Here is a 22,704-nt window from a genome sequence, read left to right as displayed (position 1 = left end):
ATGATGACAGCTTCATGAGTTGTGAATTGCCAGCCACCGAGCTACCTATCGAATCACGCCTCGAGGCCGTCTGTGACGCCCTGGTCCGGCACAACCGCGCCTTGCTGGTGGCACAACCCGGTGCGGGCAAGACCACCCGGGTGCCGCTGGCACTATTGCAGCAATCCTGGTGCCAGGGTAGCAAGCTCCTGTTGCTGGAACCACGCCGGGTGGCCGCGCGCCTGGCCGCCGGGTTCATGGCCGACATGCTCGGGGAAGCGCTCGGTGAAACCGTGGGCTATCGCATGCGCGGTGAAAGCCGAGTGGGGCCGAACACCCGCCTGGAGGTGGTCACCCAAGGTGTGCTGACGCGGATGCTGCAGGATGACCCCATGCTCGAAGGTGTGGCGGGCATCCTGTTCGATGAATTTCACGAACGCAGCCTGGAAGCGGACCTGGGCCTGGCGCTGACGCTGGATGTGCAGCAAGGCCTGCGCGAGGATCTGCGCTTGCTGGTGATGTCGGCGACCCTGGATGTCGAGGCGCTACGCCAGGTGCTGGGGGCGGATACCCCGCTGATCGATTGCCCGGGGCGCCAGTACCCGGTGAGTACGCATTACCGCCCGCTGAATCAGCGCAAGGAGCTAGCCGCCCAGCAAGCGGAGGTGGTGGAGGAAGCCTTGGCCACCAGCGGCGGCGATGTCCTGGTGATTCTGCCGGGCGTTGCGGAAATCCATCGTCTGGAACGTGAACTTCACCGCCGCCGAGCTGACTTGCCTATCAAGCCGCTGCACGGCCGTTTGCCCTTGAGTGAACAGCATGACGCCCTGGTGCCGATGGCCGGGCAGCGGGTGGTGCTGGCTACCGCCATTGCCGAGTCCAGCGTGACGGTAAACGGCGTGAAAGCGGTGGTCGATGCGGGCCTTGAGCGAGTGCCGGTATTCCAGGCGCGTACCGGGCTTACACGCCTGGAAACACGCCGGGTCAATCGTGCCAGTGCCGACCAGCGCCGAGGGCGTGCCGGTCGCCAGGGGCCGGGATGGTGCTTTCGGCTGTGGGCGGAAGAGCAGCCCTTGGTGGCTCACGCCGAGCCGGAAATGCGCCAGAGCGACCTTGCGCCGCTGGCATTCGAGCTGGCGCGCTGGGGCGTTGCACAACCTGAACAGCTCAGCTGGGTCACGCCGCCCGCCAAGGGCGTGCTGGATGCCGGGCGCGACTTGCTCAAGCGCCTGGGAGTGCTCGACCACAAGCATCAGCTTACCCCGCTGGGTCGCCAATGCGCTCGCTGGCCGGTGCATCCGCGACTGGCGGTAATGCTGGAGCGAGCCGTGCAGTTCGATGCCCAGCCCCTGGCCTGCGCCCTGGCTGCCTTGCTTGAAAGCGGTGACCGGCAGCGCGAACCCGATCTGGCGAAGGCACTGCAACAACGCCTGAACGAGCCGCGTGTCTATCAATGGCAAAGTGAGTATCGCCAGTGGCAGCGTGAAGCCAAGCGCTTGGCCAAGCTGGCGGGCTGTTCGCTTGAAGTGAAAGGTTACACGGCGATGGGCTCGCTGTTGGCACTGGCTTACCCCGAGCGTATCGCCCAGCGCCTCGAACCGGGGCGTTTTCGCCTGGCCGCTGGCGGTTTGGCGACCATGGCGGTGGAGCATCCGCTGGCGCATGCCGCTTTTCTGGTGGCGGTGGAGCTGGATGGCGACCCCAGGCAGGCACGCATCTTCAAGGCCGTAGCGCTTGAGCGGCAAGGCCTGGAAGCGCTGTATCCCGAAACGCGCCACTGGCAAACAAGGCTGGAATGGTCGGCTACCCAGGGGCGTTTGCTCGGCGAGGAGGTTCAGGCGCTGGGGGCGGTGATACTGGCGCGTCGGCCGCTAACCCAGTTGCCTGCGCAGGCGGTTCGCACTGCATTGCTCGAAGCGCTGCGGCGGCGTGGCACCCTGGTGCTGGATGAAAGGAGCCAACAGCTATTGGGGCGCATGGCACTGTTGCGCCGCGAGCAGGGTGACGAATGGCCGGACTGGTCGCAGGCGGCGCTGCTTGAAACGCTGGAAGAGTGGCTGAGCCCGAGGCTTGACGGCATCACTCGGCTGGACGCTGTGGACCGGCTGCCGTTGGCAACCTTTCTTCTGGAAAGCTTGCCCTGGCCGCTTCGCGCCCGGATGGACGAACGGGTTCCCGAGCGTTTGACGGTACCCAGCGGCTCTCAGGTCCGCGTCGATTACAGCGCTTGTTCGGAAGGCGGCGAGCCGGTGCTGGCGGTCAAACTGCAGGAGGTGTTCGGCTGGCAGTCATCGCCTGCCGTGGTGCAGGGCCGGGTAGCGGTGGTGTTGCATCTGTTATCCCCCGCCCAGCGACCGCTGCAAGTGACTCGGGATTTGGCCAGCTTCTGGTCCAATGGCTATGTGGAAGTGCGCAAGGAAATGCGCGGCCGCTACCCCAAGCACCCCTGGCCGGAAGATCCGCTCAACGCTCCGGCCAGTGCCCGGACCAAGCGCCGTTCATGAGCTTTCATGAGCGGCGGTTTCATGCTGCCGCCGGGGTGAAGATTCGCTGCCGACCAGATTCCAGTGGCGTAGCACCCATTTCTCAAACTCGACAATCAGGAAAAGCGCGAGGCCGGCAGCAACGATGATCGCCCAATGGAAAAGGCTGATTGCCTCGCTTTCGAAAATCACCTGCATGAAGGGCAGGTAGGTCCAGCCGAGCTGGATGGCCACCACCAACCCGATGGCGATCCACACCGGGCGGCTACCGAAGAGTCCGGCCATGCTCAGGGAATTATTGATCAGGAAGCGGCTGTTGATCAGGTAGACGATTTCCCCGGCCACCAGCATGTTCACCGCTCCGGAGCGCGCCAGTTCAATGCTGTTGCCTTGGCCATGATAAAGCCAGAAGAACATGCCGAAGACCGCAGCCACCAGCAGTAACGAGACAAAGATCACCCGCCATAGCATGAACAGATTAAGCAAGGGGGCATCCGGGTCGCGTGGCTCACGGCGCATCACGTTGGCTTCGGCTGACTCGAATACCAGGGCCATGCCCAGGGTGACGGCGGTGACCATGTTGACCCACAGGATCTGGAGTCCGGTTATCGGCAGCATCAGCCCCCCGAGCATGGCAAACAGCACGGCGAGACTTTCCGCCCCGTTGGTCGGGAGCAGGAAGGTGATGGTCTTGCGGATATTATCGTAGACCTTGCGGCCTTCCTCGATGGCATTGACGATCGTGGCGAAATTATCGTCGGCCAATACCATTTCCGAGGCTTCCTTGGCGGCCTCGGTGCCTTGAATCCCCATGGCCACGCCGACATCGGAGCGCTTGAGGGCCGGGCCGTCGTTGACACCGTCGCCGGTCATGGCGCAGATGCCGCCCTTGGCCTGCATGGCCTTCACCAGGCGTAGCTTGTGCTCCGGCGCGGCGCGGGCGTAAACGTCCACTTTACTGATATTGTCTTCCAGCTCCGCATCCGACATGTCTTCCACGTCGCGGCCGGTAAGGGCCTTGTCGGTATGGGCGAAACCCAGCTGTTCGGCGATGGCCCGCGCCGTTACGGGATGATCTCCTGTGACCATCACCGGGCGAACCCCCGCTCTCAGGCAATGCTTTACCGCCTCGACAGCGGCCTTGCGGGGCGGGTCGAGCAGGCCCACCATGCCCAGCAGTACCAGGCCGTTCTCGACGGCCTCGGGGCTGAGTTCATCAAGGCCTTGATCGGCTTGTTTCTCGGCTACCGCCAGCACGCGCAAGCCGCGGGCGGAAAGGGTCTGGATGCGTTCTTCCCATTCCTCACGATCCAGTTCCACGTCGTCGTCACCGCTGCGCATCCGGTCGCACATTTCCAACAGCCGATCCGGGGCTCCCTTGACCAGGATATAATTCGTGCCCTCGATCTCGTTGAGCGTCGCCATGTAGCGATTTTCGGATTCGAAGGGAATGCTGTCCCGACGCGGGTGCTCATCGCGCAGCTTAGCGACCTGCATGCCGGCTTTTGCCGCAGCAACCACCAGGGCACCTTCGGTCGGGTCGCCGTGAATGACCCAGCGCTGCTTTTGCTGGTCCTGGTCGTCGTCATCCTGCTGCTTTGCGTTTGGCGCCTGCTGGCCAAGTTCCGCTTCGTTGCACAACACGCCAGCGAGCAGAAAGTGTTTCAGCGCCGGATTATCGTCCAACGAAAGTTCCTCGCCCGGTTCATCACTTTCGGGGTCTTGCGGTGCCTCGAGCAGCTTGCCTTCGGGCGAGAAACCCACCCCTGACAGCCGGACTTCCTTTTCGGTGAGCCAGATGGCCCGAGCCGTCATCTCGTTACGCGTCAGGGTGCCGGTCTTGTCGCTGAAAATGGTCGATATCGACCCCAGGGTTTCCACAGCGGGCAAGCGGCGCACAATGGCATTGCGCTTGGCCATGGCCTGAACACCCAGCGCCAGGCCGATCGTCACGATAGCGGGGAGTCCTTGCGGAATGGCGGCCACCGCCAATGCCACTGCGGCCATGAACATCTCGCTGGGTGGTTGGTCGTGAATGAACACGCCGAGAAAGGCGGAGATTGTCGCGGCGCTGACGATGAAGATGGCCAGGATGTTGCCGGCACGATCGAGCTGCGCAAGCAGGGGGGTCTTGAGCTTTTCCACACCACGCAGCATTTCGGAAATCTTGCCGATCTCGCTATGGCGACCGGTTTCCACCACCAGCCCCGTGGCCGTGCCTTGAACGACCAGGGTGCCGGCATACGCCATGGCGCTCCGTTCAGCCAGGGGGGTGTCTTCGTCAACGGGGTCGGTACCCTTGTCGACCGGTTCGGATTCCCCGGTCAAGGGGGCTTCCTGGCTGCGAAAACGCCGCGTCTTGATAAGACGAATATCGGCGGGGATACGGTCACCGCTTTTGAGCTGCACGATATCCCCCGGTACCAGCGCCTCGGCATCGATGGTGTTGCGCCGACCATCGCGCAGTACCTTCGCCTTGGGCGAGAGCATTGTGCGGATACTGTCCAGTGCCCGTTCGGCCTTGCCCTCCTGAAAGAAGCCGATCAGCGCAATGATGATCACCACCGCCAGAATGACCACGGCGTCCAGCGTATGGCCGAGAAACTGGCTGGCTATCGCGGCGACAATCAGAATCAGCATCAGGACGTTGTTGAACTGGTCGAGCAGCCGCTTGTACCAGGGGCGGCCTTGCTGTTGCTCCAGCTTGTTGGGGCCATGCTTATCTAGGCGGGCTTTTGCTTCGCTTTCCGAGAGTCCTTGCTCATTGCTTTCCAATTTATCCAGGGCTTCATCGCTGGCAAGGCTGTGCCAAGCGATATGATGAGGAGCGTCCTGGTTATTTTGGTCGGCCATCCGTTACCTCCAACTCAAGCAAACATGACGTTTAACCAATAGCACACATTTGATTTTCCACACGTAGGGGGGGTGTCGGGGGGCGAGCCTTGACGATGAAGTGAACGATATCGTCAAGGCAAGGGTCGGCGCTATCAATGCCCGGCTGATGAAGCCTTGCGCCGCCGCCAAACTGCTTTTTCCAGCTCGATCAGCAAGTAGATGACAATGCTGCCAGCAAGGATTACCAGCCAGTGCCCCAGCCCCAGTGCCGCGCTGCCGAAGATTAGCTGCATGAAGGGCAGGTAAGTGAACGCCAGTTGCAGCAGCATGATCAGGCCGATGGAGATCCATACCGGGCGGCTGCCGAAGAAACCTTCCAGGGAAAGGGTGCTGTTGACCAGAAAGCGGCTGTTGATCAGGTAGGCCGCGCTGCCGGTGACCAGCATGTTCACCGCTCCTGCCCGGGCCAGGGCTTCACTGCCGCCATGGGACAGAATCCAGCTGAACATGCCGAACACGCCCGCCAGCAGCAGCATGGAAACGAAGATCACCCGCCAGAGTAGAAACATGTCCAGCAAGGGGGCGTCGGGGTTGCGTGGCTGACGCTGCATCAGGTCTTTTTCGCCTTCTTCGAACGCCAGTGCCAGGCCCAGAGTCACGGCGACCACCATGTTGACCCATAGCGCCTGCAGCGGCGTGATCGGCAGTATGGAACCGGCCAGTACGGCAAGCATGATCGCCAAGCCCTGGGCGCCGTTGGTTGGCAGAATGAAGGTGACCGTCTTGCAGATATTGTCGTAGACCTTGCGGCCTTCTCGAATGGCATTGACGATACTGGCGAAGTTGTCATCGGCGAGCACCATTTCCGATGCGTCCTTGGCCGCTTCGGTACCTTGGATGCCCATGGCCACACCCACATCGGCACGCTTGAGCGCAGGGCCGTCGTTGACGCCGTCGCCGGTCATCGAGCAGACCCCGCCACGGGCCTGCATGGCCTTGACCAGGCGTAACTTGTGTTCCGGCGAGGCGCGCGCGTAGACATCGATTTCCAGGATGACGTCTTCGAGCTCCGCGTCGGACATGGCTTCGATCTCACGTCCGGTCAACACTTTTTCAGTGTGAGAAAAGCCCAACTGTTTGGCGATGGCGAGCGCTGTGGAGGCATGGTCGCCGGTGATCATCACCGGACGAATCCCCGCCTGGAGACATACCTTTACCGCCTCGATGGCTTCGTCCCGAGGAGGGTCGAGTAGGCCGACGATACCCAGCAGGGTGCTGCCTTCCTGAACGTGGTCATGCTCCAGCGTATCGATTCCATCAGCGGATTTTTCGGCGATCGCCAGCACGCGCAAGCCCCGCGAGGAGAGCTCATGAATGCGGGTTTCCCACTTGTCGACATCCAGGTCGACAATGCCGTCACGGGTACGAACGTAGCGGCACATTTCCAGCAACCGGTCCGGGGCTCCCTTGAACAGTAAACGGCGCTCATCATCCATATGAGTGACGATAGCCATGTACTTGTGCTCGGATTCGAAGGGAATCGCATCCTGACGTTCGTGGGCCTTGCGCAGGGCATGGTGGTCGATACCCGCTTTGGCGGCGGCAACCACCAGCGCGCCTTCGGTGGGGTCGCCAAGGATATGATAGCGATTGGTTTCCTTGTCTTGGGCGAAATCGGCATCGTTGCACAGCACTCCCACCTTCAGAAAAAATTCAAGCTCGGGGTGCTTGCCGAGGTCGATTGCCTCGCCTGATTCGCCATCATGCGCCGTACGCAACTTGCCTTCGGGTGCGAAGCCCACTCCATCGATGCGATATTCCTGGTCGCCGAGCCAGATGGCTTGCGCGGTCATCTGGTTGCGCGTCAAGGTGCCGGTCTTGTCGGAAAAGATGGTGGAAATCGAGCCGAGCGTTTCCACTGCCGGCAGGCGGCGGATAATGGCATTGCGCTTGGCCATGCTCTGAACGCCCAGTGCCAGACCGATCGTCACGATGGCGGGCAACCCTTCGGGAATGGCGGCGACCGCCAAACCAACCGCGGCCATGAACATCTCACCCAGCGGCTGGTCGTGAATCAGCGCGCCAAGTAGGGCGGTAATGGCGGCGGCTCCCACGATGAATATCGCCAGCACTCGCCCGGCGCGGTCGAGTTGTTCCAGAAGCGGGGTCTTGAGCTGTTCCACACTGCGCAACATTTCCGAAATCTTGCCGATTTCAGTGCGGCTTCCGGTCTCGACGACCAGCCCCTTGGCGGTACCCTGGACCACGATGGTGCCGGCGTAAGCCATGGAAGCGCGCTCGGCAAGGTCGGCATCTTGCTGTACGGCCTGGGTGATCTTGTCCACCGGCTCGGATTCGCCGGTCAGTGGTGCTTCATCGGTACGAAAGCGGCGAGCTTCAATAAGGCGTAAATCGGCGGGCACGCGGTCACCGCTTTCCACCAGCACGATGTCGCCGGGCACCACTGTTTCCGCAGCAACGGTGGCGCGCTTGCCATCGCGCAATACATTGGCCTGGGGAGACAGCATGTTGCGGATGCCTTCCAGCGCCTGTTCCGCCTTGCCCTCTTGAAAGAAACCAATCAGGGCAATGATGACCACTACCCCGACAATGGCCCCGGCATCCAGGCTGTGGCCGAGCAACAAGCTTGCCACTGCCGCCACGAGCAGGATCAGCATCAGGATATTGTTGAACTGATCCAGCAAGCGCCTGTACCAGGGGCGAGCCTGTTCCCTGCGCAACTTGTTGGGGCCGTATTCATCAAGGCGTGTTTCGGCTTCGATACCCGAAAGTCCGTTCTGGGTACTTTGCTGCCGAGTCAGGGCGTCATCGCAGGATAGGCTATGCCAGGCGACGCCTTCAGGACTTCGTTGACCACTTGACCGTTGTTCGGTCATCCCTTACCTCCAGGCTTTGAGAACATGACAAGAAAATAATCCTTATCATGCTGCACCGCAGTGATCCAGCGCAAGGAAGGCAGTTAATTCAAGCGTTAACCTGAAAGAAACGCGCGATGGCGTTAGTCGGCGTTGGGTTCCGGCACTTCCCCGGGGATGCGATAACGTACGCCTTCGGGTTGCCGCTCTTCTTCGTAGCGGCGATTTTCCTCTTCTGCAGGAACGCCGAGCACGGTTTCCTGAGAACCATCTGGCCAGGTATAAGTGGTACAGCCGCCAAGGCCGCCTACCAGCAGGGTGAGAAGTAAGGCAGTGGTCTTGGGCATGGCTAAGTTGGGCATGATGACTCTCCAGAAAGTGAAAAATACATAAAGACAGTAAAGTAAAGTGGCTGACAGCGCCGCAAAGCAGCCTAACGATAGCCTTCGGCCTGCAGCCTGAACAGGCTTGCATAACGGCCATCGGCGGCAAGCAGGGCGTCATGGCTGCCTTGCTCGATGATACGTCCGTTCTGCATGACCAGGATGTGATCCGCCGCGCGTACCGTCGAGAAACGATGTGAAATCAGTATGGTCATCTTGTCGCGACGATGCTCACGAAAATCGGCATAAACGGCGGCTTCCGCAGCGGCGTCCATGGCGGCGGTGGGCTCGTCGAGTACCACGATGTCGGCACTTTCACGCATATAGGCTCGGGAAAGGGCGATTTTCTGCCATTGGCCACCGGAAAGCTCCTGTCCGCCCTTGAACCACCGCCCCAGCTGGGTGTGATAACCCCCGGGCATCTCATTGATGAATTCATCGGCCAAGCCGCGTCGCGCAGCTTCCTGCCAGCGGGCTTCTTCATTGAAGGCGACAACGTCTCCTGCCCCTAGGTTCTCGCCGACCTTGAGCTGATAACGCACGAAATCCTGAAAGATCACCCCGATACGTCGGCGCAAGGTGGCGACATCCCAGTCTCGCAAGTCGCTGCCATCCAGCAGGATGCGTCCTTCGCTGGGGCTGTAAAGCCGGGTGAGCAGCTTGATCAAGGTGGTCTTGCCCGAGCCATTCTGACCCACTAGGGCCAGGCTTTCCCCGGGCCGTACATGCAATGAAATATCCGAAAGGGCGGGGGTCTCGGCGTCGGGGTAGGAGAAGCTTACGTTTTCAAAGCGAATGCCGTCGCCGGGGTGGGCGCCCTGGGTCAAGCTGCCCTGTTCCGACGCCACCGGCTGTTCCAGGTATTCATAGAGGTTCGACAGGTAGAGATTGTCCTCGTACATGCCGCTGATCGAGGTCAGGCTGGCGGAAAGGGCGCTCTGGCCTTGCTTGAATACCAGCAGGTACATGGTCATCTGGCCGAGGGTCAATTGGCCGACAACGGTTTCGACGACCACCCAGGCGTAGGCGCCGTAGAATGCCAGGGTGCCTAGTAACCCGAGCACGAATCCCCAGCTTTCGCGGCGTAAGGTGAGCCTGCGATCTTCCCCGTACAGGGTGTGGAAAATGTCGCGGTAACGGGAAAGCAGCAAAGGCTCCAGGCCGAATAGCTTGACCTCCTTGATGCTGTCCTCACGCGCCAGCACGGTTTCCAGGTACATCTGCATGCGGGTATGCGGCGAGCGTCTGCGAAACAGTTGAAAGGCATCGCCGGAGAACTTGGCTTCGGAGAAGAATGCCGGCAGGGCGCCGACCAGCAGCACCAGCAGTGCCCAAGGTGAAAACTGGATCAGCAGCACGCCGAAACTCAGCAGTGAAATGGCGTTCTGCAACAAGGAAAATGTCTTGTTGACCAGCCCCAGCGGGCGTGTCGAGGCTTCGCGCCGAGCACGGGTGAGCTTGTCGTAGAATTCCGAATCCTCGAACTGGGTCAGCGACAGGGTGCCGGCCTTTTCCAGAATCATGACGTTGACCTTCTGGCCGAGCAAGGCGCGCAACAGCGACTGTTGAGCCGAAAGGCCGCGCTGAGCCAGGGCGATGCCGGCGATCACACCGGCTTCCGCCAATACATAGCGCATCACCGGCCACAGGGTCTGCCAGGTGGCGGGGGCATCGGTTTCGCGGTGATAGGCCATGGCGTCGACTACCGAGTCGACGATCAATTGACCCAGCCAGGCGGCGACCGCAGGCAGAACGCCGGCAACCAGAGTGCATATCGCCAGGCCGATGGTCAGGGCGCGGGAGGTCTGCCATACCAGCGACAAAGCACGGCCGCTGTAGCGGAAAACGCCGAAAAACCGTCTGATGATATTCATCGTTTTGCGCGGGAAACCCGGTTGCTTTAGCGCCGGGAGGGATAGCGCGTCGTGCGCAGCACGACTCGGGGTTCCCTGTCCGCGCCTCCTTTAGTGTTGAATGGTGGGTAGTAGGTGGTAGCCGTAGCCATCACCGCGTTGCAGCAGGGTGCAGTGGCGCCAGGAAATCCCCTGGACCGCGCCTTGTTCTGTCTGAATATTGAAACTGCCAGTCTTGCGAATCGCCACGCGCCCCGTGTGGCTGCCGGTCTTCTTGCCGGCCGGGACAATCGCCCTGACCCTATCGCCGGTCTGAAAGCCCTTCACTTGCTTTTGGCGCATCAGGTAGCCACGCGGAAAGCCGAACTTGTCGAGCCGGGTGCGCTGATAACTGCCGCGCCCCATGGCCTTGATGACCTGGGTGGGTACCCGCCAGCCTTTCAGGGTGTCGAACTTGCCGACGCAGGCCGCATCCAGGGCATGAGTCTTGGGAATACCCAGCCGCTGTCGGTTGTACTTGGTGCGACCACCACTGCCCACGGCGACCGGCAGGCCGGTGGTTTTCAGGGAACATACAGCGCCCAGCGGGTGGCGTTGACGGCAGCGGCATCCCGCAGCGGTAATTTGAGCTGGCGCTGGACGCGCTCAAGACGGACGTCTGCCGACAAGCCATTGGCTTTGAGGCGTTTCTTGAGTCCCTTGTTGGTGGCAAAGAAATCAGCAAGCCACTGGCTGTCCTTGGCCTGGTTGCAGTCGTGACAGGCGATGGTCAGGTTGGCCACCCGGCTAGAGCCGTTCCGAGATTTCGCTACCACATGCTCGATCTCCAGCGGTGTATCACCGGGGCCGCAATAGGCACACTCACGCCCCCATTTTTCGAGCAGGTATTCACGCACCTCATAGCCCAGGAGCGTGCCTTGTTGATACTCAATGCCGGAAATCTCCGGGTTTTCCATCTTTTGTAAATCGAAGCGCACCAGCTCCATGTTCAGGTGAGTCACGGGTGCCCAACGGCACAGCTTGTTCACCCAGGCCATGGTCGTATCGACTCGATGTTGCAGGCTGGGTGGTAGCCAGCCCTTCTTGCGCGTGCGGTTATCAAAACGCGACTGACGATAACGCAGATTCTTGCTGCGACGACGGCTGCGAAAGCCTCGCCGCTGCGCCAGCGCCTGACGAATCTGGAAGCCCCGATGCACCAACTGAAACAGGCAAAGCACATGGCGGGTTGCCGGGGCTTGCTCGTCCGTCGCGTTGTCTTCCAGCCGCATCAGCGCCAGGCCGGTTTCCTTGCTGCCCGGATCAATGCCCAGCAACGTCGGCTGCAAGGTGCAGTCACTCAGGCAGCGATCACGCAGGCGGATCACAAAAGGCGTCAGGTTCACCACCACCGCCCGACCACGCTCCAGCAATAGCCGTGCGCGTTTTTCGCTACACGGCATCAACGGCTGCTTGTTCTTTCCCAATACGAACACCGCCATGCGATCTCCTTCTTAAATAGAACCCTTACGGGCCTGGTGACGCAGGTCTTCCAACCTGTCTCCCCTCGGGAATGTCTGCAACCGGCTCCTACCTTGCGGTAGCGACCAGATCCTTCAGCGCTTTACCTTTCGCCAGCATGATCCTGATCTTCCAGCGCGCCGAACTGAGCGAAGCATTCGGCGGTGGGTCTTGACGACCTATTGCAAACGTAGCGGGTTGGCTACCGCTTTCCCTGGTCAACCGGGCTTGCTTTCACAAGCCTCGTCCTTTAGGGCGAGGTAGTTGACAAATCTCCTGGCTGGATCGAAGTTTGTTGCCAAGCAAGAATGCGCTAACGTGAATACGCCCTGTCTGGCTGATCGATAATAGTTGGCTGACCCACAGGGACCAAACCCACTTGCTCTACCGTGAAGAGGATACCCTATGTCGGCACTCTCCCTGGCTGAACGTCTTGACCTAACGGTGGCTATCGCCCGTGAGGCGGGGCGAATGATCGTTACCGCGCGTGAACAACAAGGGTTCGGTCATCGCTACAAATTGGGCGATGAGCTGGTCACCGATGTCGATGTTCAAGTGGATACCTTCATCAAACAGCGCCTGAATGCCGCTTTTCCCGATGACGCCATCCTGAGCGAAGAACTGTCTCCGCAAGCTGATGGGCTGGCGGAAGCCGAGGCGCTTTGGGTGGTGGACCCGATAGACGGCACCGTCAACTTTGCCCATGGGTTGCGCCACGTGGCGGTCTCCATCGCCTGGGCGGTGAAAGGCGAAACCCAACTGGGTGTGGTGCATGCGCCGTTTCTGGAAGAAACCTTCACCGGCATGCTCGGCCAGGGGGCTTTCTGCAACCAGCAACCGATCCGCGCCAGCCAGGCCTCCGAGCTTTCTCGCGCCTTGGTGGCCACGGGGTTCCCGCATCGTCGCAGTGAACGTGCCGCCTTGATCCAGCGGCTGACTGCAACGCTGAACCATTGCCAGGACGTAAGGCGTAATGGCTCGGCGGCGCTGGATCTGTGTGATGTTGCCTGTGGGCGCCTGGACGCCTATTACGAAAGCGTTTCGCCCTGGGATTCCGCCGCCGGTTGGTTGATCGCCCGGGAGGCGGGAGCCACCGTTTCACACCGTTACCCCTGCCCGAAAGACGTGCCGCCGGACCTTTATAGCAAGCATCTTCTGGTCACCGCCCCCGACATTCATCAGGCGCTTGAGCAATTGCTGCGCGAGGCTGACGGAGCCGCTTGAACGAGGCTTTGTCAGCAGAGCCCCGTCAGCAAAGCCCTGTCAGCGTCAATTTTTCTTGTAGCGTTCATCACTGGAAACCGGCGTCGGGCCGGTACCCGCATCGCCCAGGTCGGCCCAGGGCTCGCGCGGCGCCTCGGCACGTTCGCCGGTACGCGCTGCGTAGCGTTCGCGATGCAGTGCTTTCAGCAGCCCCACCATCATCAATATGACGATAACCGAAAAGGGTAAGGCGGCCATGATGACGGCGGACTGCAATGTCTCCAGACCCCCGGCAAGCAACAGCACGGCGGTGAGCAAGCCCAGCACCGCGCCCCAGATGATCCGGTGAACGGTGGGGGTTCCGGGTCGCCACCCGAGAGAATCGTATTAATGACCAGAGTGCCGGCATTGGCCGAGGTAATCAGATAAGTGGCGATCAACACCACCAGTGCCGCGGAAACCCCGGTGCCGACTATTCCCATATCCATGGCGTTGATGGTCGCGAACAGGGCCGTGGCGACTTCTTCATCCACCGCCTGAATGATGCCTCCGGCACCGAACAGCTCATGATATAGCGCGGTGCCGCCAAACAGGCCGATCCAGATGATGGTAATGATGGTGGGCACCAGCAGTACCCCCATGACGAATTCGCGGAAGGTGCGTCCGCGTGACACCCGAGCGATAAACATGCCGACGAACGGCGACTAGGCCAACCACCAACCCCAGAAGAACACCGTCCATTCCGCCTGCCAGCCATCCTCTATGGTGGCGTTGGTATGAAAGGTCATGCTCATCAGGTTCTGAATGTAGTCACCGGCGGATTCGATGGTGATGGCGATCAGGTATTGCGTGGGACCGAAAAGTAGCAGAAAAAGCACCACCGCAATGCTTAGCCAGAAATTGGCTTCCGAAAGCAGCCGCACCCCACGCTTGACCCCAGAGACAACCGATAGGGTGGCCACGCTCATGATGATGGCGGTGATGATGACCTGTAACGTGGTGGAGGTGGGTAAGCCAAACACGGCATTCAGCCCCGCATTCATTTGCTGAACGCCCAGCCCCTGGGTGGTGGCGATACCGAATACCGTGCCGAATACCGCGAGCAGATCCACCAGATCACCCAGAAAGCCATGGTTGCGTTTGCCGAGTACCGGCTCTAACCCTGAGCGAATCGTCAACGGCAATTGTCGCCGATAAGTGAAATAGGCCAGCACGATGGCGACGAACGAAAAGATCGCCCAACCATTCAAACCCCAATGGAAATAGCTCAGCCGCATGGCCACCCGAGCGGCATCCGGCGTCATGCCTTCATCAATGAAGGGATTACCCTGAAACTGCAGGATGGGTTGGGCTACCGCCCAAAACAAGATGCCTACCCCGGTGCCGGCGGCAAACAGCATGGAAATCCATGAAAAATAAGTGAACTCGGGCTGCTCGTAATCCCCGCCCAAGCGCACGTTCTTGTAGCGACCCGTGCCCAGCCATATCATGAAAAACAGCAGAACCGCGACCAGCAGGACATAGTACCCAGGGCTATCGCAGTTGACAGATGGGTGCTCGAATCTATTGTTCAGGCTATAGCCAAGTATTTGATGTCAGGTATGATGCCAAGACCTTAGAAAGCGATTATTTCTAACTGCGATAGCCCTGACATAGTACCTTCAAGAAAAGGGATGAACTACCTCCAGCTAAAGCAAGGAGGTTTCCAGTCTACCCTGACGGGTCGACCTTTGTTGTAGAAAGCGTCGCTGCCTCAGCGTGAGACAAATGAAGACTGCCCGAGGTCTCGGGGCTTATTCCAGACGTCTCGACCATCGAGACGTGGGAGGCTGCCAAACTGGCCAGACCGTCCTCTCGGCGTTCTGATTTTTTACCTGATGGCCGTTCGCCCACCAGGGGAAGATCACTCTCCAGGTGCTTCTTACGTCGTCTTGCAATGGTCTTGCGCGGTTTTGCCTTAGCAGCAAACGCTCCGCTCTTGATGTCTCTGACGCCTCGCTTGGCGCTATTGCGGGCGGCATTCTCGTCCGCATTGGCCTTGAGGCCGCACGCCAGGCAATGAAACCCGGCTTGAGTGGGCCGCGCGGTGTTGCGGCTGCCACAGGCATGACACTCCTGCGAGGTGTACGCCGGATTGATCTTGAGAAAGCCCTTGTTCCGGGCATTGGCCTTGTATTTGATCAGTGTGTATATCTGCCCCAGGCCGACATTGCTCAGGCTGCGGTTAAGCCCGGACTTGGCCCTTGCCCCATTTTTAAGAGTCTGGCGGCCTTGGGTTTTCTTCTTTGCCCGCCTGGTCATCGCCTTGAGTTTGAGGTCTTCCACACAGATGATCTCGCCTGACGTTTCCACGACGTTCCGCGACACGCGATGCGCGAAATTCCGGCGCAGTCGACGAATCTTGCCATGCAGGGTGGCTATCTGGTTGGCGAGATGACGCTGATTGTTCGACTCGCAGCGCCGGGACTTATTGCCGTTGCGACGCTTCTTGCCACTGAGGGCTGCCTGGAGCCGCTTGATCCGGTCGTTATGCCGCCGAAGCTGGCGCTTTTCTTCCGGGGTGTAGTCGAAGATCGTGCCATTGCAGGCCTGAAGGGGGCGGGCAACACCGCCGTCCAGGCCGGTGATATAACCCAGCAGCTTGTCGTCATCAAGGTACGCAACGTCGTTGAGTAGCGCCTCGTTGTCAGGGTAGGTCTGACCATCATCCAGTGAGCCGGAGAACGAGAAGCTACGCCCCTGACGGCTGATGATGAACTGCTTGCTCAGTGACGCAGACGAATAAGGCAGCGTGATAGAAAACAGCTTTGTGCGCTTCCGGGTTGCCGAGTCATAGATCGTCACCTGAGTCTTGTCGTTTGCGACAGGCTGAAGATCAAACAACTCCTGGGTGATGATACAGCTACGTTTCTTGTTTCGGCCTTTGACCTTGGGAAACCTGGAAACCCCTTTTCGGGCGGCTTCCGCATCGGTATAGGCCGAGCTGGCGGCGTTACGCAGGATTTGAACGGGGATGTCTTTCAGGAAGGCAACGTCAGGGTCTTGCTTGATCGGGGCGTACGCCTGGTTGATCTCGGCCCCTCGGCCTTGCGCCAGCAAGTCACGATACTCACGCACCTTATAATTACGCAGCACATTCGCGCCACCTATCCATTGAGCAAAGGCGGTCGCCTGTCGTGAAGACAGGCGATCCGAAATGCTTAATGAAAAACCGCGCTGTGCCATAAGGGACCTGGTTGCATAAACAGGACAATGATTCCAGGCTAGCGCCATCCCCCTAATGAGTCAAGGCCATGAGTGACGAGTACCCCTGGAGAACTGGCAGGTCATGCGTTTACCGACTTCACTACCACCTTGTCTTTGTCCCGAAATATCGGCGTGATGTCTTCACCGAGTCGATGCTGATCCGTTTGGACGCGGTGTTGCGCGAAACCTGTGAGCAAATGCAGGGCGAATTGATCGAGTTTAACGGCGAGGCCGACCATCTCCACCTGCTGGTCATCTGCCCGCCGCAGAAAGCCCTATCTCACTTTATCGGCAAGCTCAAAGGCAAGAGTGCTTACGTGATACGCAAGGCGTTTGCACAAGACATCGCCGACAAACGCTGGGGCAGCCAGTTCTGGTCACCGTCCTACTGCGCCGTCAGTTGCGGGGGCGCACCGCTGGATATCGTGACGCAGTACATCACCGACCAGCAACGCCCCACCTCCGAGCAAGGTGAACAACAATCACGGCGGCTACGCCGCCGATAGCGGCCTTCCCTGGCCGAGCCGGCTTGACTCGAATAAAGCAACCGAGATTGCGCCGGGGTTGGTTCAAGAATGTGCGGGCCATACCCAGAACCAACGCTAGACGCTCGGTAAAAAAGACACCATAAACCAGTGTGATGGCGATCATGGCAATCGCCATCATCGTGACTCGCGCATTCATTCCTTTGAAAAGCCCTGATGCCGACTGGCGATACATACGGGTTCCTTTTATTTAAGTCGAACTCGCCGATGGTAACATTGCCCCTCGATGTCAAGGCAAGATGCTGAAAAGAAAGCGCAAAAAGGGCTTTGCATTTGGCGTTCAAAAAGCTAGTATACGCACCGTCTTGAGGCGCAAGTGATGCGCTGAAAAACAAGGCATTCGGAGCGTGGCGCAGCTTGGTAGCGCGTTGCAATGGGGTTGCAAAGGTCGCAGGTTCGAATCCTGTCGCTCCGACCAAAAACATCAGTAAAAACGGCCACTTAGCTAACTAGCGAGGTGGTCGTTTTTCGTTGGGTATCGTTCTAGGTAGCAAATAGGTTCCAATCGTCGGCAACAAACAGAGCCGGTCAGCAACAAACCCCGGCTTCTCTTTCACCGCCTATACTTCACCATCCTTCCTCCAATGTATGGCTTTCTCTTCTATACTTTCGGCATGTGTGGACGATTTGCGTTTTTCTCTACGTTTTCAAAGCTCGCTGCCAAAGTTGGCGCCTCAGTCGCTGGCTACGACCCTGTGCCTCGCTACAACATCCCGTCCGGCACATGGATCACAGCTGTGCTACGCAAGACGTTGACGCGCCGCCGGTGCTGGACGAGGTGTGGTGGGGTTACAAGCCGCACTGGGCAGGCGAGAAGGCGCCGCAACCGATCAATGCCACGGTCGAGAAAGTGGCGACTTCGGGTTACTACAAGCAAGCGTTCGCTCGTGGTCGGTGCCTTGTTTCCACTGATGGATGGTACGAGTGGGGCAAGAGCGCCAAGCCAAAGCGCCCGCATTTCATTTGCCGAGTGTCGAGAGGGTCGGGAGCCTATCTGGTTGGCGGCTATACTGGGCCGAGCGCGCCGATGGGAGGCCGGGCTGTGCGATCATCACCGAGCCTGCCCGGGGTCCCGCGAAAGCGATACACGACCGGATGCCGCTGATCCTCGATGACGATAGCCTTGAAGCCTGGCTCGACCCTGACCTGACGGATCGCGAGAAGATCCGTAATATTGTGCGGCACATCGATGCCGAGCTGATCGAGCATTGGCCGGTAAGCACCGCAGTCACAAACCGGCAGAGGGTTCCTCCCTCGGCCAAAAATATGGCCAGCTTCATCAACGGCATAAGCTCCAGGCTGCTCGGAATCTGGGGTATTCTGTGAAAACTTTAGCTTCCCATCAAATGAGGCCTCATGAATCCTGTTATTGATTTGCTCAAATCCCACCGTTCCATCCGCAAGTTCACTGATCAGCCTGTGTCCAAGGAGTTACTGAAAGAGCTAATCCGTGCTGGCCAGGGGGCAGCCACCTCCAGTCACGTTCAGGCCTATAGCGTCATCCACGTAAAGAACTCTGAGAATCGTCAGAAGGTCGCCGAGCTGGCTGGCGGTCAGGCCTACGTGTCTACCTGCGGCGCTTTCCTTGTTTTCTGTGCTGATATGAAGCGGCCCACCGACGCTGCGGAGCATACCGGTGCCCAGGTGGTGCGCGGCATGACCGAACAGCTGCTGGTGGCTACCGTGGATACCGCTCTAATGGCCCAGAACGTGGCCATTGCCGCCGAATCTATAGGGCTGGGTATCTGCTACATCGGGGGCATCCGCAATAATCCCCAACAGATTAGTGACCTGTTTAGCCTGCCAGATCATGTCTACCCGGTGTTTGGCATGTGCTTGGGCTATCCGGCCGACCAACCAGACGTTAAGCCGCGACTGCCGGTGGAGGCAATTCTCAAAGAAGATACCTACCAAGACGACCGTGATCAGGTGGCTGCCTTCGATGAAACAATGCATGCTTACTACCAAACTCGGTCTAGTGGACATAAAGACAGCACTTGGTCTAAAAACCTCACCCCGCTATTTAGTACTAAATTGCGTTCTCATATGCGCAATTTTTTGGTCAAGCGCGGCTTCGAATTGAAGTGACAATGGAAGCAACCAGCGAGCATTTCATTTACGTATAAGCTGAAGATTCCTTAGCTTAAAATCTTCGATGAGGTCAGCAAAATGGGTTAAGCCTAGCCAGGAAACGTTTGTTGTCTGGCGTCAACTATCTTGTCCGACCGGTCACCCTAATTGTCGCCGAACAGTTTGTTCCTGGCGGGGCATCGCCTAAGCGGTCTTGGTAGCCATCCAGACGAGTGGCCGCGGTCATCTAAAAGATTACGTCGCGTGGTACGCTCTGTCCTATAACATTCAACGGTCGAGAAGGGCTCTTTCAGTATCAGTAAAATCCGCTCTTGATGACATGGGCGGAAACTGACGTTTCAGTATGGTCCGCCAAGATATTCTCCGGATATGACGCAGCAGAGCCTAATATAGTCGCCAGGCGGCACAGCGGGATGTGATCGACTATATCGAGATGAAGTACAACAGCTGCCGGCTCCACGCGACTTTTGACTAGCAGGTGCCGAGGGAGATCGAGCTGGCGGCTGCGGCTTGAAACGTGTCCGCTCTGACTTGGCCAGAACACTGCTTGATGGTCCAGTTCATGCATTCGCATCAAGACCGGGAGCCTTCAGGTTCTCGTAAGGTTCAGATGCCGCATTGTTCTTTGAAGGCCAGGCGTGCAGCGCCGGTGCCGATCATATCGCCTTCGAGGAAGTCGACCCCTGCAGAAGGAGCATCAAGCTGAAACCTCTGGGCATTTTGAAAGAAACCGAGGTTGAAGTCCGACACATGGAGAGTTCCTATCAGTGATAGGCCGTTTCGCGTGACTCTAACCGGCCAACGATCGGTGCGACCATCAGGGACCGTAATCCACATCATAAGGTTATGGATGCCGTCGAGTTGATCGCCGCTGGAGGACATATCCTCAAGCGTAAGTTTCAGTTGGCTGCTGCGGGTGCAGCTGATCGTAAGTAGGTAGACCTCTCCAGTGTAGCTCGCCTGGGCAACACCGTCGGATTGTTGTGTTTGCCATGCCGCAAGCGCGGGGACTGCTGTCGAAAGAAGAAGTATTGTGAAAATTGTAAATCGAATATTCATGTAACCTCCTTTTCAGGAAGCGAAGCCGCTCGCCGGTCCAAGCACCCTTCATTAACGTTGTATTTGGGACTTGAAACCCTCATGACGCCTCAGTCCCCGGGTGTCTTCCACAGCCTCGTATGTCGAGTTCGACATATACGACTACAGCGAGCTACGTCATAGGCCTTGTTTAGTAGCAGCTTCAGGGGGGCGTGACGGGAACGGTCAAGCCTCCTCTACACTGGCGTCACAGCTTCTAGCAGAGCAGTCAGTGGAACACTATTGGGCATGTTTGAGTTGCCAGCAAACGATGCAGTGCTCTACGTTGTCAGCTCATGCTGAATAGCATGAGCCACAAACTGGTTCAGGCTCTCGCCACGCGCCCGAGCCGCATCCACTGCATCTCGATGCAGATCCTCCGGTAAGCGTACCTGAAACTTCCCTGAGTATTCCTTGGTGGGCTCGATCCCCTTTTCCTGACATACCTCCAGGAAGATACGCAGCGAGGTTTTTCCCTCTTCCCGTAACGCCTCTACGCTGTCCGCGTAGAAGTCCGCACTACCATTCAGGCCGGAAAATTCACCCCGAAACATCTCAATTTCGGGATCGTACTGAATGATGGCCCGGTAGCCATCAATGACCATCACGTTGTTCATGGCTTAACTCCATTATTGTCCAACCACTTGCGGACACTCATAACGGCCCCCTTGTCCGTATCGGGCGAAGGATGAGGGCGATGGAAAACTCGCACCTCACCAAACAACACCACTGCGACTCGAGAACCTTCTCGCTCCTCGACCTCAGCGCCCAGCGCCTTGAACAGCGCCTCGATATCCCCCCAGGCGATGGTCCCAGAGACCGGTCGGCTGAAAATCGCTGCGAGTGTTCGTTCGTGCTTGCGTTTCATGTTAGTACCATATTTTGGTATCAAAATAGCATGGAATATATGCTTTGTCCTAGTTGTTCATCCTTGCCAAGAACGCTCCTTGTGAGCGGCTATGATATGGCGTCACTCAGCAAGTAATACGCGGTTTCTTCTGTTGTTTTATTGACCAGTTCTCGACGCCGCGTAATGCGCCCAACCGCTCCCAGACCGGGCCACTGATGGCCTTCCTGCAGCCAGTTCAGGTCTGACACGACGGTGGCCGAACGCGTTTCGATGCGCCCGTGGCCGCTATCCGTAACGACGGTTGTATCCGCCTCATGCTCCATCATGAAACGGATGTCATCGAAAAGCGTCTTCTGGTTTCCTTTGACGGCCAATACGTACTGGCCGTTAGCCTCTGTGATCTGCTTGGAGAGCGAACGTTGGCAATGCATCGCATCGGCCGTGATCGTCACATCCGTTAACGACAACCACTCGAGTATGTCGGGGACGGCCTGGATCTCGTTGGATTTTTCATCGACCAGAAGCTGTCCCAATACCAGGCGTTGCTCCACTGCCCTGACATTGACAAGATGTAGCGGTGATTGTCCATCTACATGGTCATAAGCGCGTCTAAGGGACTTACCATCCACGGCGACGACGCCTTTCAGCTGCGCTGCAAAATCTGACATGAACGTCAAAAACTGCTCATGAAAAGCCTTCGGATCCAGATACCGAAAGACGCAGCTGAACGTATCGTGACTTGGCGTTCCATGCGGCAGTGAGAGAAATCGACCGAGAAAATCAGCTTTCGAGCGTGCGAACAGCGCCATATCGGAACAGTCCTCGGCGCCGCTGATGACGGCGCACAGGGCAATGAACAGGACGTCGTTTAATGGATAACGGGCATTGCTGCCTCTGGGATCAGGAAGGTTATCAAAGCATGACGTCTCGATAGGCATGATATCTCTCTGATGAAGCAAATGATGATGCCCTCAGGGTGATTGATCACGAAGCAATATGTCTAATCCATCTGCGATAGCCCTGGCGATAACCCCCGCTTCGTTGTCACCTCCCTGGAAGAGCCGGCCCCGGAGATGCTGTACGCCGAGCTGTATTGCGCCCGGGGCCAGGACGAGAATTTCATCAAGATGATGAAAAACGATCTGGCCAGCGACCGCACCTCGGATTGCCGCTTTGCGGCTAACCACATGCGCCTGTTTTTGTCCTGCGCCGCCTACGTGCTGCATCACGCCTTGCGCGCCGAACTGTTGCAAGGCACTGAGCTGTCCCGGGCCCAGCCCTCGACGGTCATCATCAAGCTGTGCAAGCTGGCCGTACGAGTAGTGCAGTATAAAGACCGTATCAAGCTCCACCTGCCAAGTAGCTGCCCGGTCAAAGCCCTCCTACACACGGTCACCAAACGGTTATATCGCCTGCCTCGGCCCAAGTTAAACACCAGCTGAGCCGCCGTCGGCGCTCACGGCCATCACAATCCCAGGCTCGGGAGGCTTTCGCACGCCTGAGCACTGGAATTGCTCAAATATTAAGCGGTTCGTGCGGATAATTTATGGGCCCGGAGGTGAATCCGGACCCCTTAATAAGAACACCTATCATGTTCGGGTAAGGTGGGCATTCTGATTGCGGTATTGGATGGTTATTTGGAGCGTTTATGAAAGATCCGGGTTAGGGCCTGTTGACCTTTCACATGGGTAGCCATAAAAAACCGCAGGCCAAGGCCACCATGCTTTCGTAGTTTCGTTTGAGTTTGTCATACCGCATCGCTATCGCGCGATACGGCTTCAAT

15 protein-coding genes, 1 tRNA gene and 4 pseudogenes are annotated in these 22,704 nt (G+C 58.5%); 7 read left to right on the top strand and 13 right to left on the bottom strand.

What is annotated here, in order from left to right; translation table 11 throughout:
- Nucleotides 1-14 precede the first annotated feature (14 nt).
- Nucleotides 15-2,483 (top strand): ATP-dependent helicase HrpB, encoded by a 2,469-nt coding sequence (hrpB, locus tag DU506_RS06835; RefSeq protein WP_114486193.1) that lies wholly within the window; start codon nt 15-17, stop codon nt 2,481-2,483.
- On the opposite strand, the gene DU506_RS06830 is transcribed toward hrpB, so the two are convergent.
- From DU506_RS06830 to iscB, 6 genes are all read right to left on the bottom strand, one after another.
- A complete protein-coding gene (locus DU506_RS06830; protein ID WP_114486192.1) occupies nt 2,478-5,315 on the bottom strand; it encodes an HAD-IC family P-type ATPase in 2,838 nt (945 codons plus the stop codon). The genes hrpB and DU506_RS06830 overlap by 6 nt on opposite strands.
- 134 nt (nt 5,316-5,449) lie before the next feature.
- Nucleotides 5,450-8,194 (bottom strand): cation-translocating P-type ATPase, encoded by a 2,745-nt coding sequence (locus tag DU506_RS06825; protein ID WP_114486191.1) that lies wholly within the window; start codon nt 8,192-8,194, stop codon nt 5,450-5,452.
- Between the two features lie 122 nt (nt 8,195-8,316).
- Nucleotides 8,317-8,535: a hypothetical protein gene (locus DU506_RS06820; protein ID WP_235825467.1), complete on the bottom strand. Its 219-nt coding sequence runs from the start codon at nt 8,533-8,535 to the stop codon at nt 8,317-8,319.
- 71 nt (nt 8,536-8,606) lie between these two features.
- Nucleotides 8,607-10,430 carry an ABC transporter ATP-binding protein gene (locus DU506_RS06815; RefSeq protein WP_114486190.1) on the bottom strand — a complete coding sequence of 608 codons (1,824 nt, stop codon included), beginning with the start codon at nt 10,428-10,430 and terminating at the stop codon, nt 8,607-8,609.
- A 90-nt stretch (nt 10,431-10,520) separates the two neighbouring features.
- Entirely contained in the window at nt 10,521-10,949 is a 429-nt protein-coding gene (locus DU506_RS22105) for a hypothetical protein (protein WP_235825466.1), read from the bottom strand.
- 23 nt (nt 10,950-10,972) lie between these two features.
- Entirely contained in the window at nt 10,973-11,890 is a 918-nt protein-coding gene (gene iscB / locus DU506_RS06810; RefSeq protein WP_235825465.1) for an RNA-guided endonuclease IscB, read from the bottom strand.
- Between the two features lie 424 nt (nt 11,891-12,314).
- Between iscB and DU506_RS06805 the strand changes: the two genes are divergently transcribed.
- Nucleotides 12,315-13,133 (top strand): inositol monophosphatase family protein, encoded by an 819-nt coding sequence (locus DU506_RS06805; protein ID WP_114486189.1) that lies wholly within the window; start codon nt 12,315-12,317, stop codon nt 13,131-13,133.
- A 45-nt stretch (nt 13,134-13,178) separates the two neighbouring features.
- Here DU506_RS06805 and DU506_RS06800 read toward each other — a convergent pair.
- Both DU506_RS06800 and DU506_RS06795 read right to left on the bottom strand, forming a co-directional pair.
- Nucleotides 13,179-14,602, bottom strand: a pseudogene (locus tag DU506_RS06800) (BCCT family transporter).
- Between the two features lie 220 nt (nt 14,603-14,822).
- Complete coding sequence (locus DU506_RS06795; RefSeq protein ID WP_268877308.1) at nt 14,823-16,337, bottom strand: RNA-guided endonuclease InsQ/TnpB family protein; 1,515 nt, start codon at nt 16,335-16,337, stop codon at nt 14,823-14,825.
- Between the two features lie 68 nt (nt 16,338-16,405).
- On the opposite strand from DU506_RS06795, the gene tnpA reads away from it, so the two are divergent.
- The 4 genes and pseudogenes from tnpA to nfsA all read left to right on the top strand — a co-directional run bounded on the left by tnpA (nt 16,406) and on the right by nfsA (nt 18,991).
- Nucleotides 16,406-16,864 carry an IS200/IS605 family transposase gene (tnpA, locus tag DU506_RS06790; protein ID WP_114486187.1) on the top strand — a complete coding sequence of 153 codons (459 nt, stop codon included), beginning with the start codon at nt 16,406-16,408 and terminating at the stop codon, nt 16,862-16,864.
- Between the two features lie 380 nt (nt 16,865-17,244).
- Nucleotides 17,245-17,321 (top strand) — tRNA-Pro (locus DU506_RS06785).
- 306 nt (nt 17,322-17,627) lie between these two features.
- Nucleotides 17,628-18,229: pseudogene (locus DU506_RS22095) on the top strand (SOS response-associated peptidase).
- Nucleotides 18,230-18,259: 30 nt separating this feature from the next.
- Entirely contained in the window at nt 18,260-18,991 is a 732-nt protein-coding gene (gene nfsA / locus DU506_RS06775) for an oxygen-insensitive NADPH nitroreductase (protein WP_114486186.1), read from the top strand.
- Between the two features lie 609 nt (nt 18,992-19,600).
- Here the strand turns inward: nfsA and DU506_RS06770 are convergent.
- From DU506_RS06770 to DU506_RS06755, 4 genes are all read right to left on the bottom strand, one after another.
- A complete protein-coding gene (locus DU506_RS06770) occupies nt 19,601-20,053 on the bottom strand; it encodes a hypothetical protein (RefSeq protein WP_114486185.1) in 453 nt (150 codons plus the stop codon).
- A gap of 299 nt (nt 20,054-20,352) precedes the next feature.
- Nucleotides 20,353-20,688 (bottom strand): type II toxin-antitoxin system HicB family antitoxin, encoded by a 336-nt coding sequence (locus DU506_RS06765; protein WP_114486184.1) that lies wholly within the window; start codon nt 20,686-20,688, stop codon nt 20,353-20,355.
- Complete coding sequence (locus DU506_RS06760; protein WP_114486183.1) at nt 20,685-20,939, bottom strand: type II toxin-antitoxin system HicA family toxin; 255 nt, start codon at nt 20,937-20,939, stop codon at nt 20,685-20,687. Before DU506_RS06760 ends, DU506_RS06765 begins: the two co-directional genes overlap by 4 nt.
- Before the next feature lie 89 nt (nt 20,940-21,028).
- Nucleotides 21,029-21,859, bottom strand: a complete 831-nt coding sequence (locus DU506_RS06755; protein WP_114486182.1) for an ISAs1 family transposase — start codon at nt 21,857-21,859, stop codon at nt 21,029-21,031.
- A gap of 84 nt (nt 21,860-21,943) precedes the next feature.
- Here DU506_RS06755 and DU506_RS06750 point away from each other — a divergent pair.
- A pseudogene (locus tag DU506_RS06750) lies at nt 21,944-22,363 on the top strand (transposase); the annotation flags it as partial.
- Between the two features lie 238 nt (nt 22,364-22,601).
- On the opposite strand, the pseudogene DU506_RS06745 reads toward DU506_RS06750, so the two are convergent.
- A pseudogene (locus DU506_RS06745) lies at nt 22,602-22,704 on the bottom strand (IS5/IS1182 family transposase); the annotation flags it as partial.

The sequence above is a fragment of the Vreelandella rituensis genome (assembly GCF_003336665.1).
In the GTDB taxonomy this organism is placed as follows: domain Bacteria; phylum Pseudomonadota; class Gammaproteobacteria; order Pseudomonadales; family Halomonadaceae; genus Vreelandella; species Vreelandella rituensis.
Note: the sequence above shows the minus strand (reverse complement) of the source record. Positions and strands in the feature narration are given on the sequence as shown.

Bases quoted from the DNA above. Each gene is read 5' to 3' on its own strand.
- hrpB (WP_114486193.1), top strand. From the start codon at position 15: ATGAGTTGTGAATTGCCAGCCACCGAGCTACCTATCGAATCACGCCTC.
- DU506_RS06830 (WP_114486192.1), bottom strand. From the start codon at position 5,315: ATGGCCGACCAAAATAACCAGGACGCTCCTCATCATATCGCTTGGCAC.
- DU506_RS06825 (WP_114486191.1), bottom strand. From the start codon at position 8,194: ATGACCGAACAACGGTCAAGTGGTCAACGAAGTCCTGAAGGCGTCGCC.
- DU506_RS06820 (WP_235825467.1), bottom strand. From the start codon at position 8,535: ATGCCCAACTTAGCCATGCCCAAGACCACTGCCTTACTTCTCACCCTG.
- DU506_RS06815 (WP_114486190.1), bottom strand. From the start codon at position 10,430: ATGAATATCATCAGACGGTTTTTCGGCGTTTTCCGCTACAGCGGCCGT.
- iscB (WP_235825465.1), bottom strand. From the start codon at position 11,890: ATGGCGGTGTTCGTATTGGGAAAGAACAAGCAGCCGTTGATGCCGTGT.
- DU506_RS06805 (WP_114486189.1), top strand. From the start codon at position 12,315: ATGTCGGCACTCTCCCTGGCTGAACGTCTTGACCTAACGGTGGCTATC.
- DU506_RS06795 (WP_268877308.1), bottom strand. From the start codon at position 16,337: ATGGCACAGCGCGGTTTTTCATTAAGCATTTCGGATCGCCTGTCTTCA.
- tnpA (WP_114486187.1), top strand. From the start codon at position 16,406: ATGAGTGACGAGTACCCCTGGAGAACTGGCAGGTCATGCGTTTACCGA.
- nfsA (WP_114486186.1), top strand. From the start codon at position 18,260: ATGAATCCTGTTATTGATTTGCTCAAATCCCACCGTTCCATCCGCAAG.
- DU506_RS06770 (WP_114486185.1), bottom strand. From the start codon at position 20,053: ATGAATATTCGATTTACAATTTTCACAATACTTCTTCTTTCGACAGCA.
- DU506_RS06765 (WP_114486184.1), bottom strand. From the start codon at position 20,688: ATGAACAACGTGATGGTCATTGATGGCTACCGGGCCATCATTCAGTAC.
- DU506_RS06760 (WP_114486183.1), bottom strand. From the start codon at position 20,939: ATGAAACGCAAGCACGAACGAACACTCGCAGCGATTTTCAGCCGACCG.
- DU506_RS06755 (WP_114486182.1), bottom strand. From the start codon at position 21,859: ATGCCTATCGAGACGTCATGCTTTGATAACCTTCCTGATCCCAGAGGC.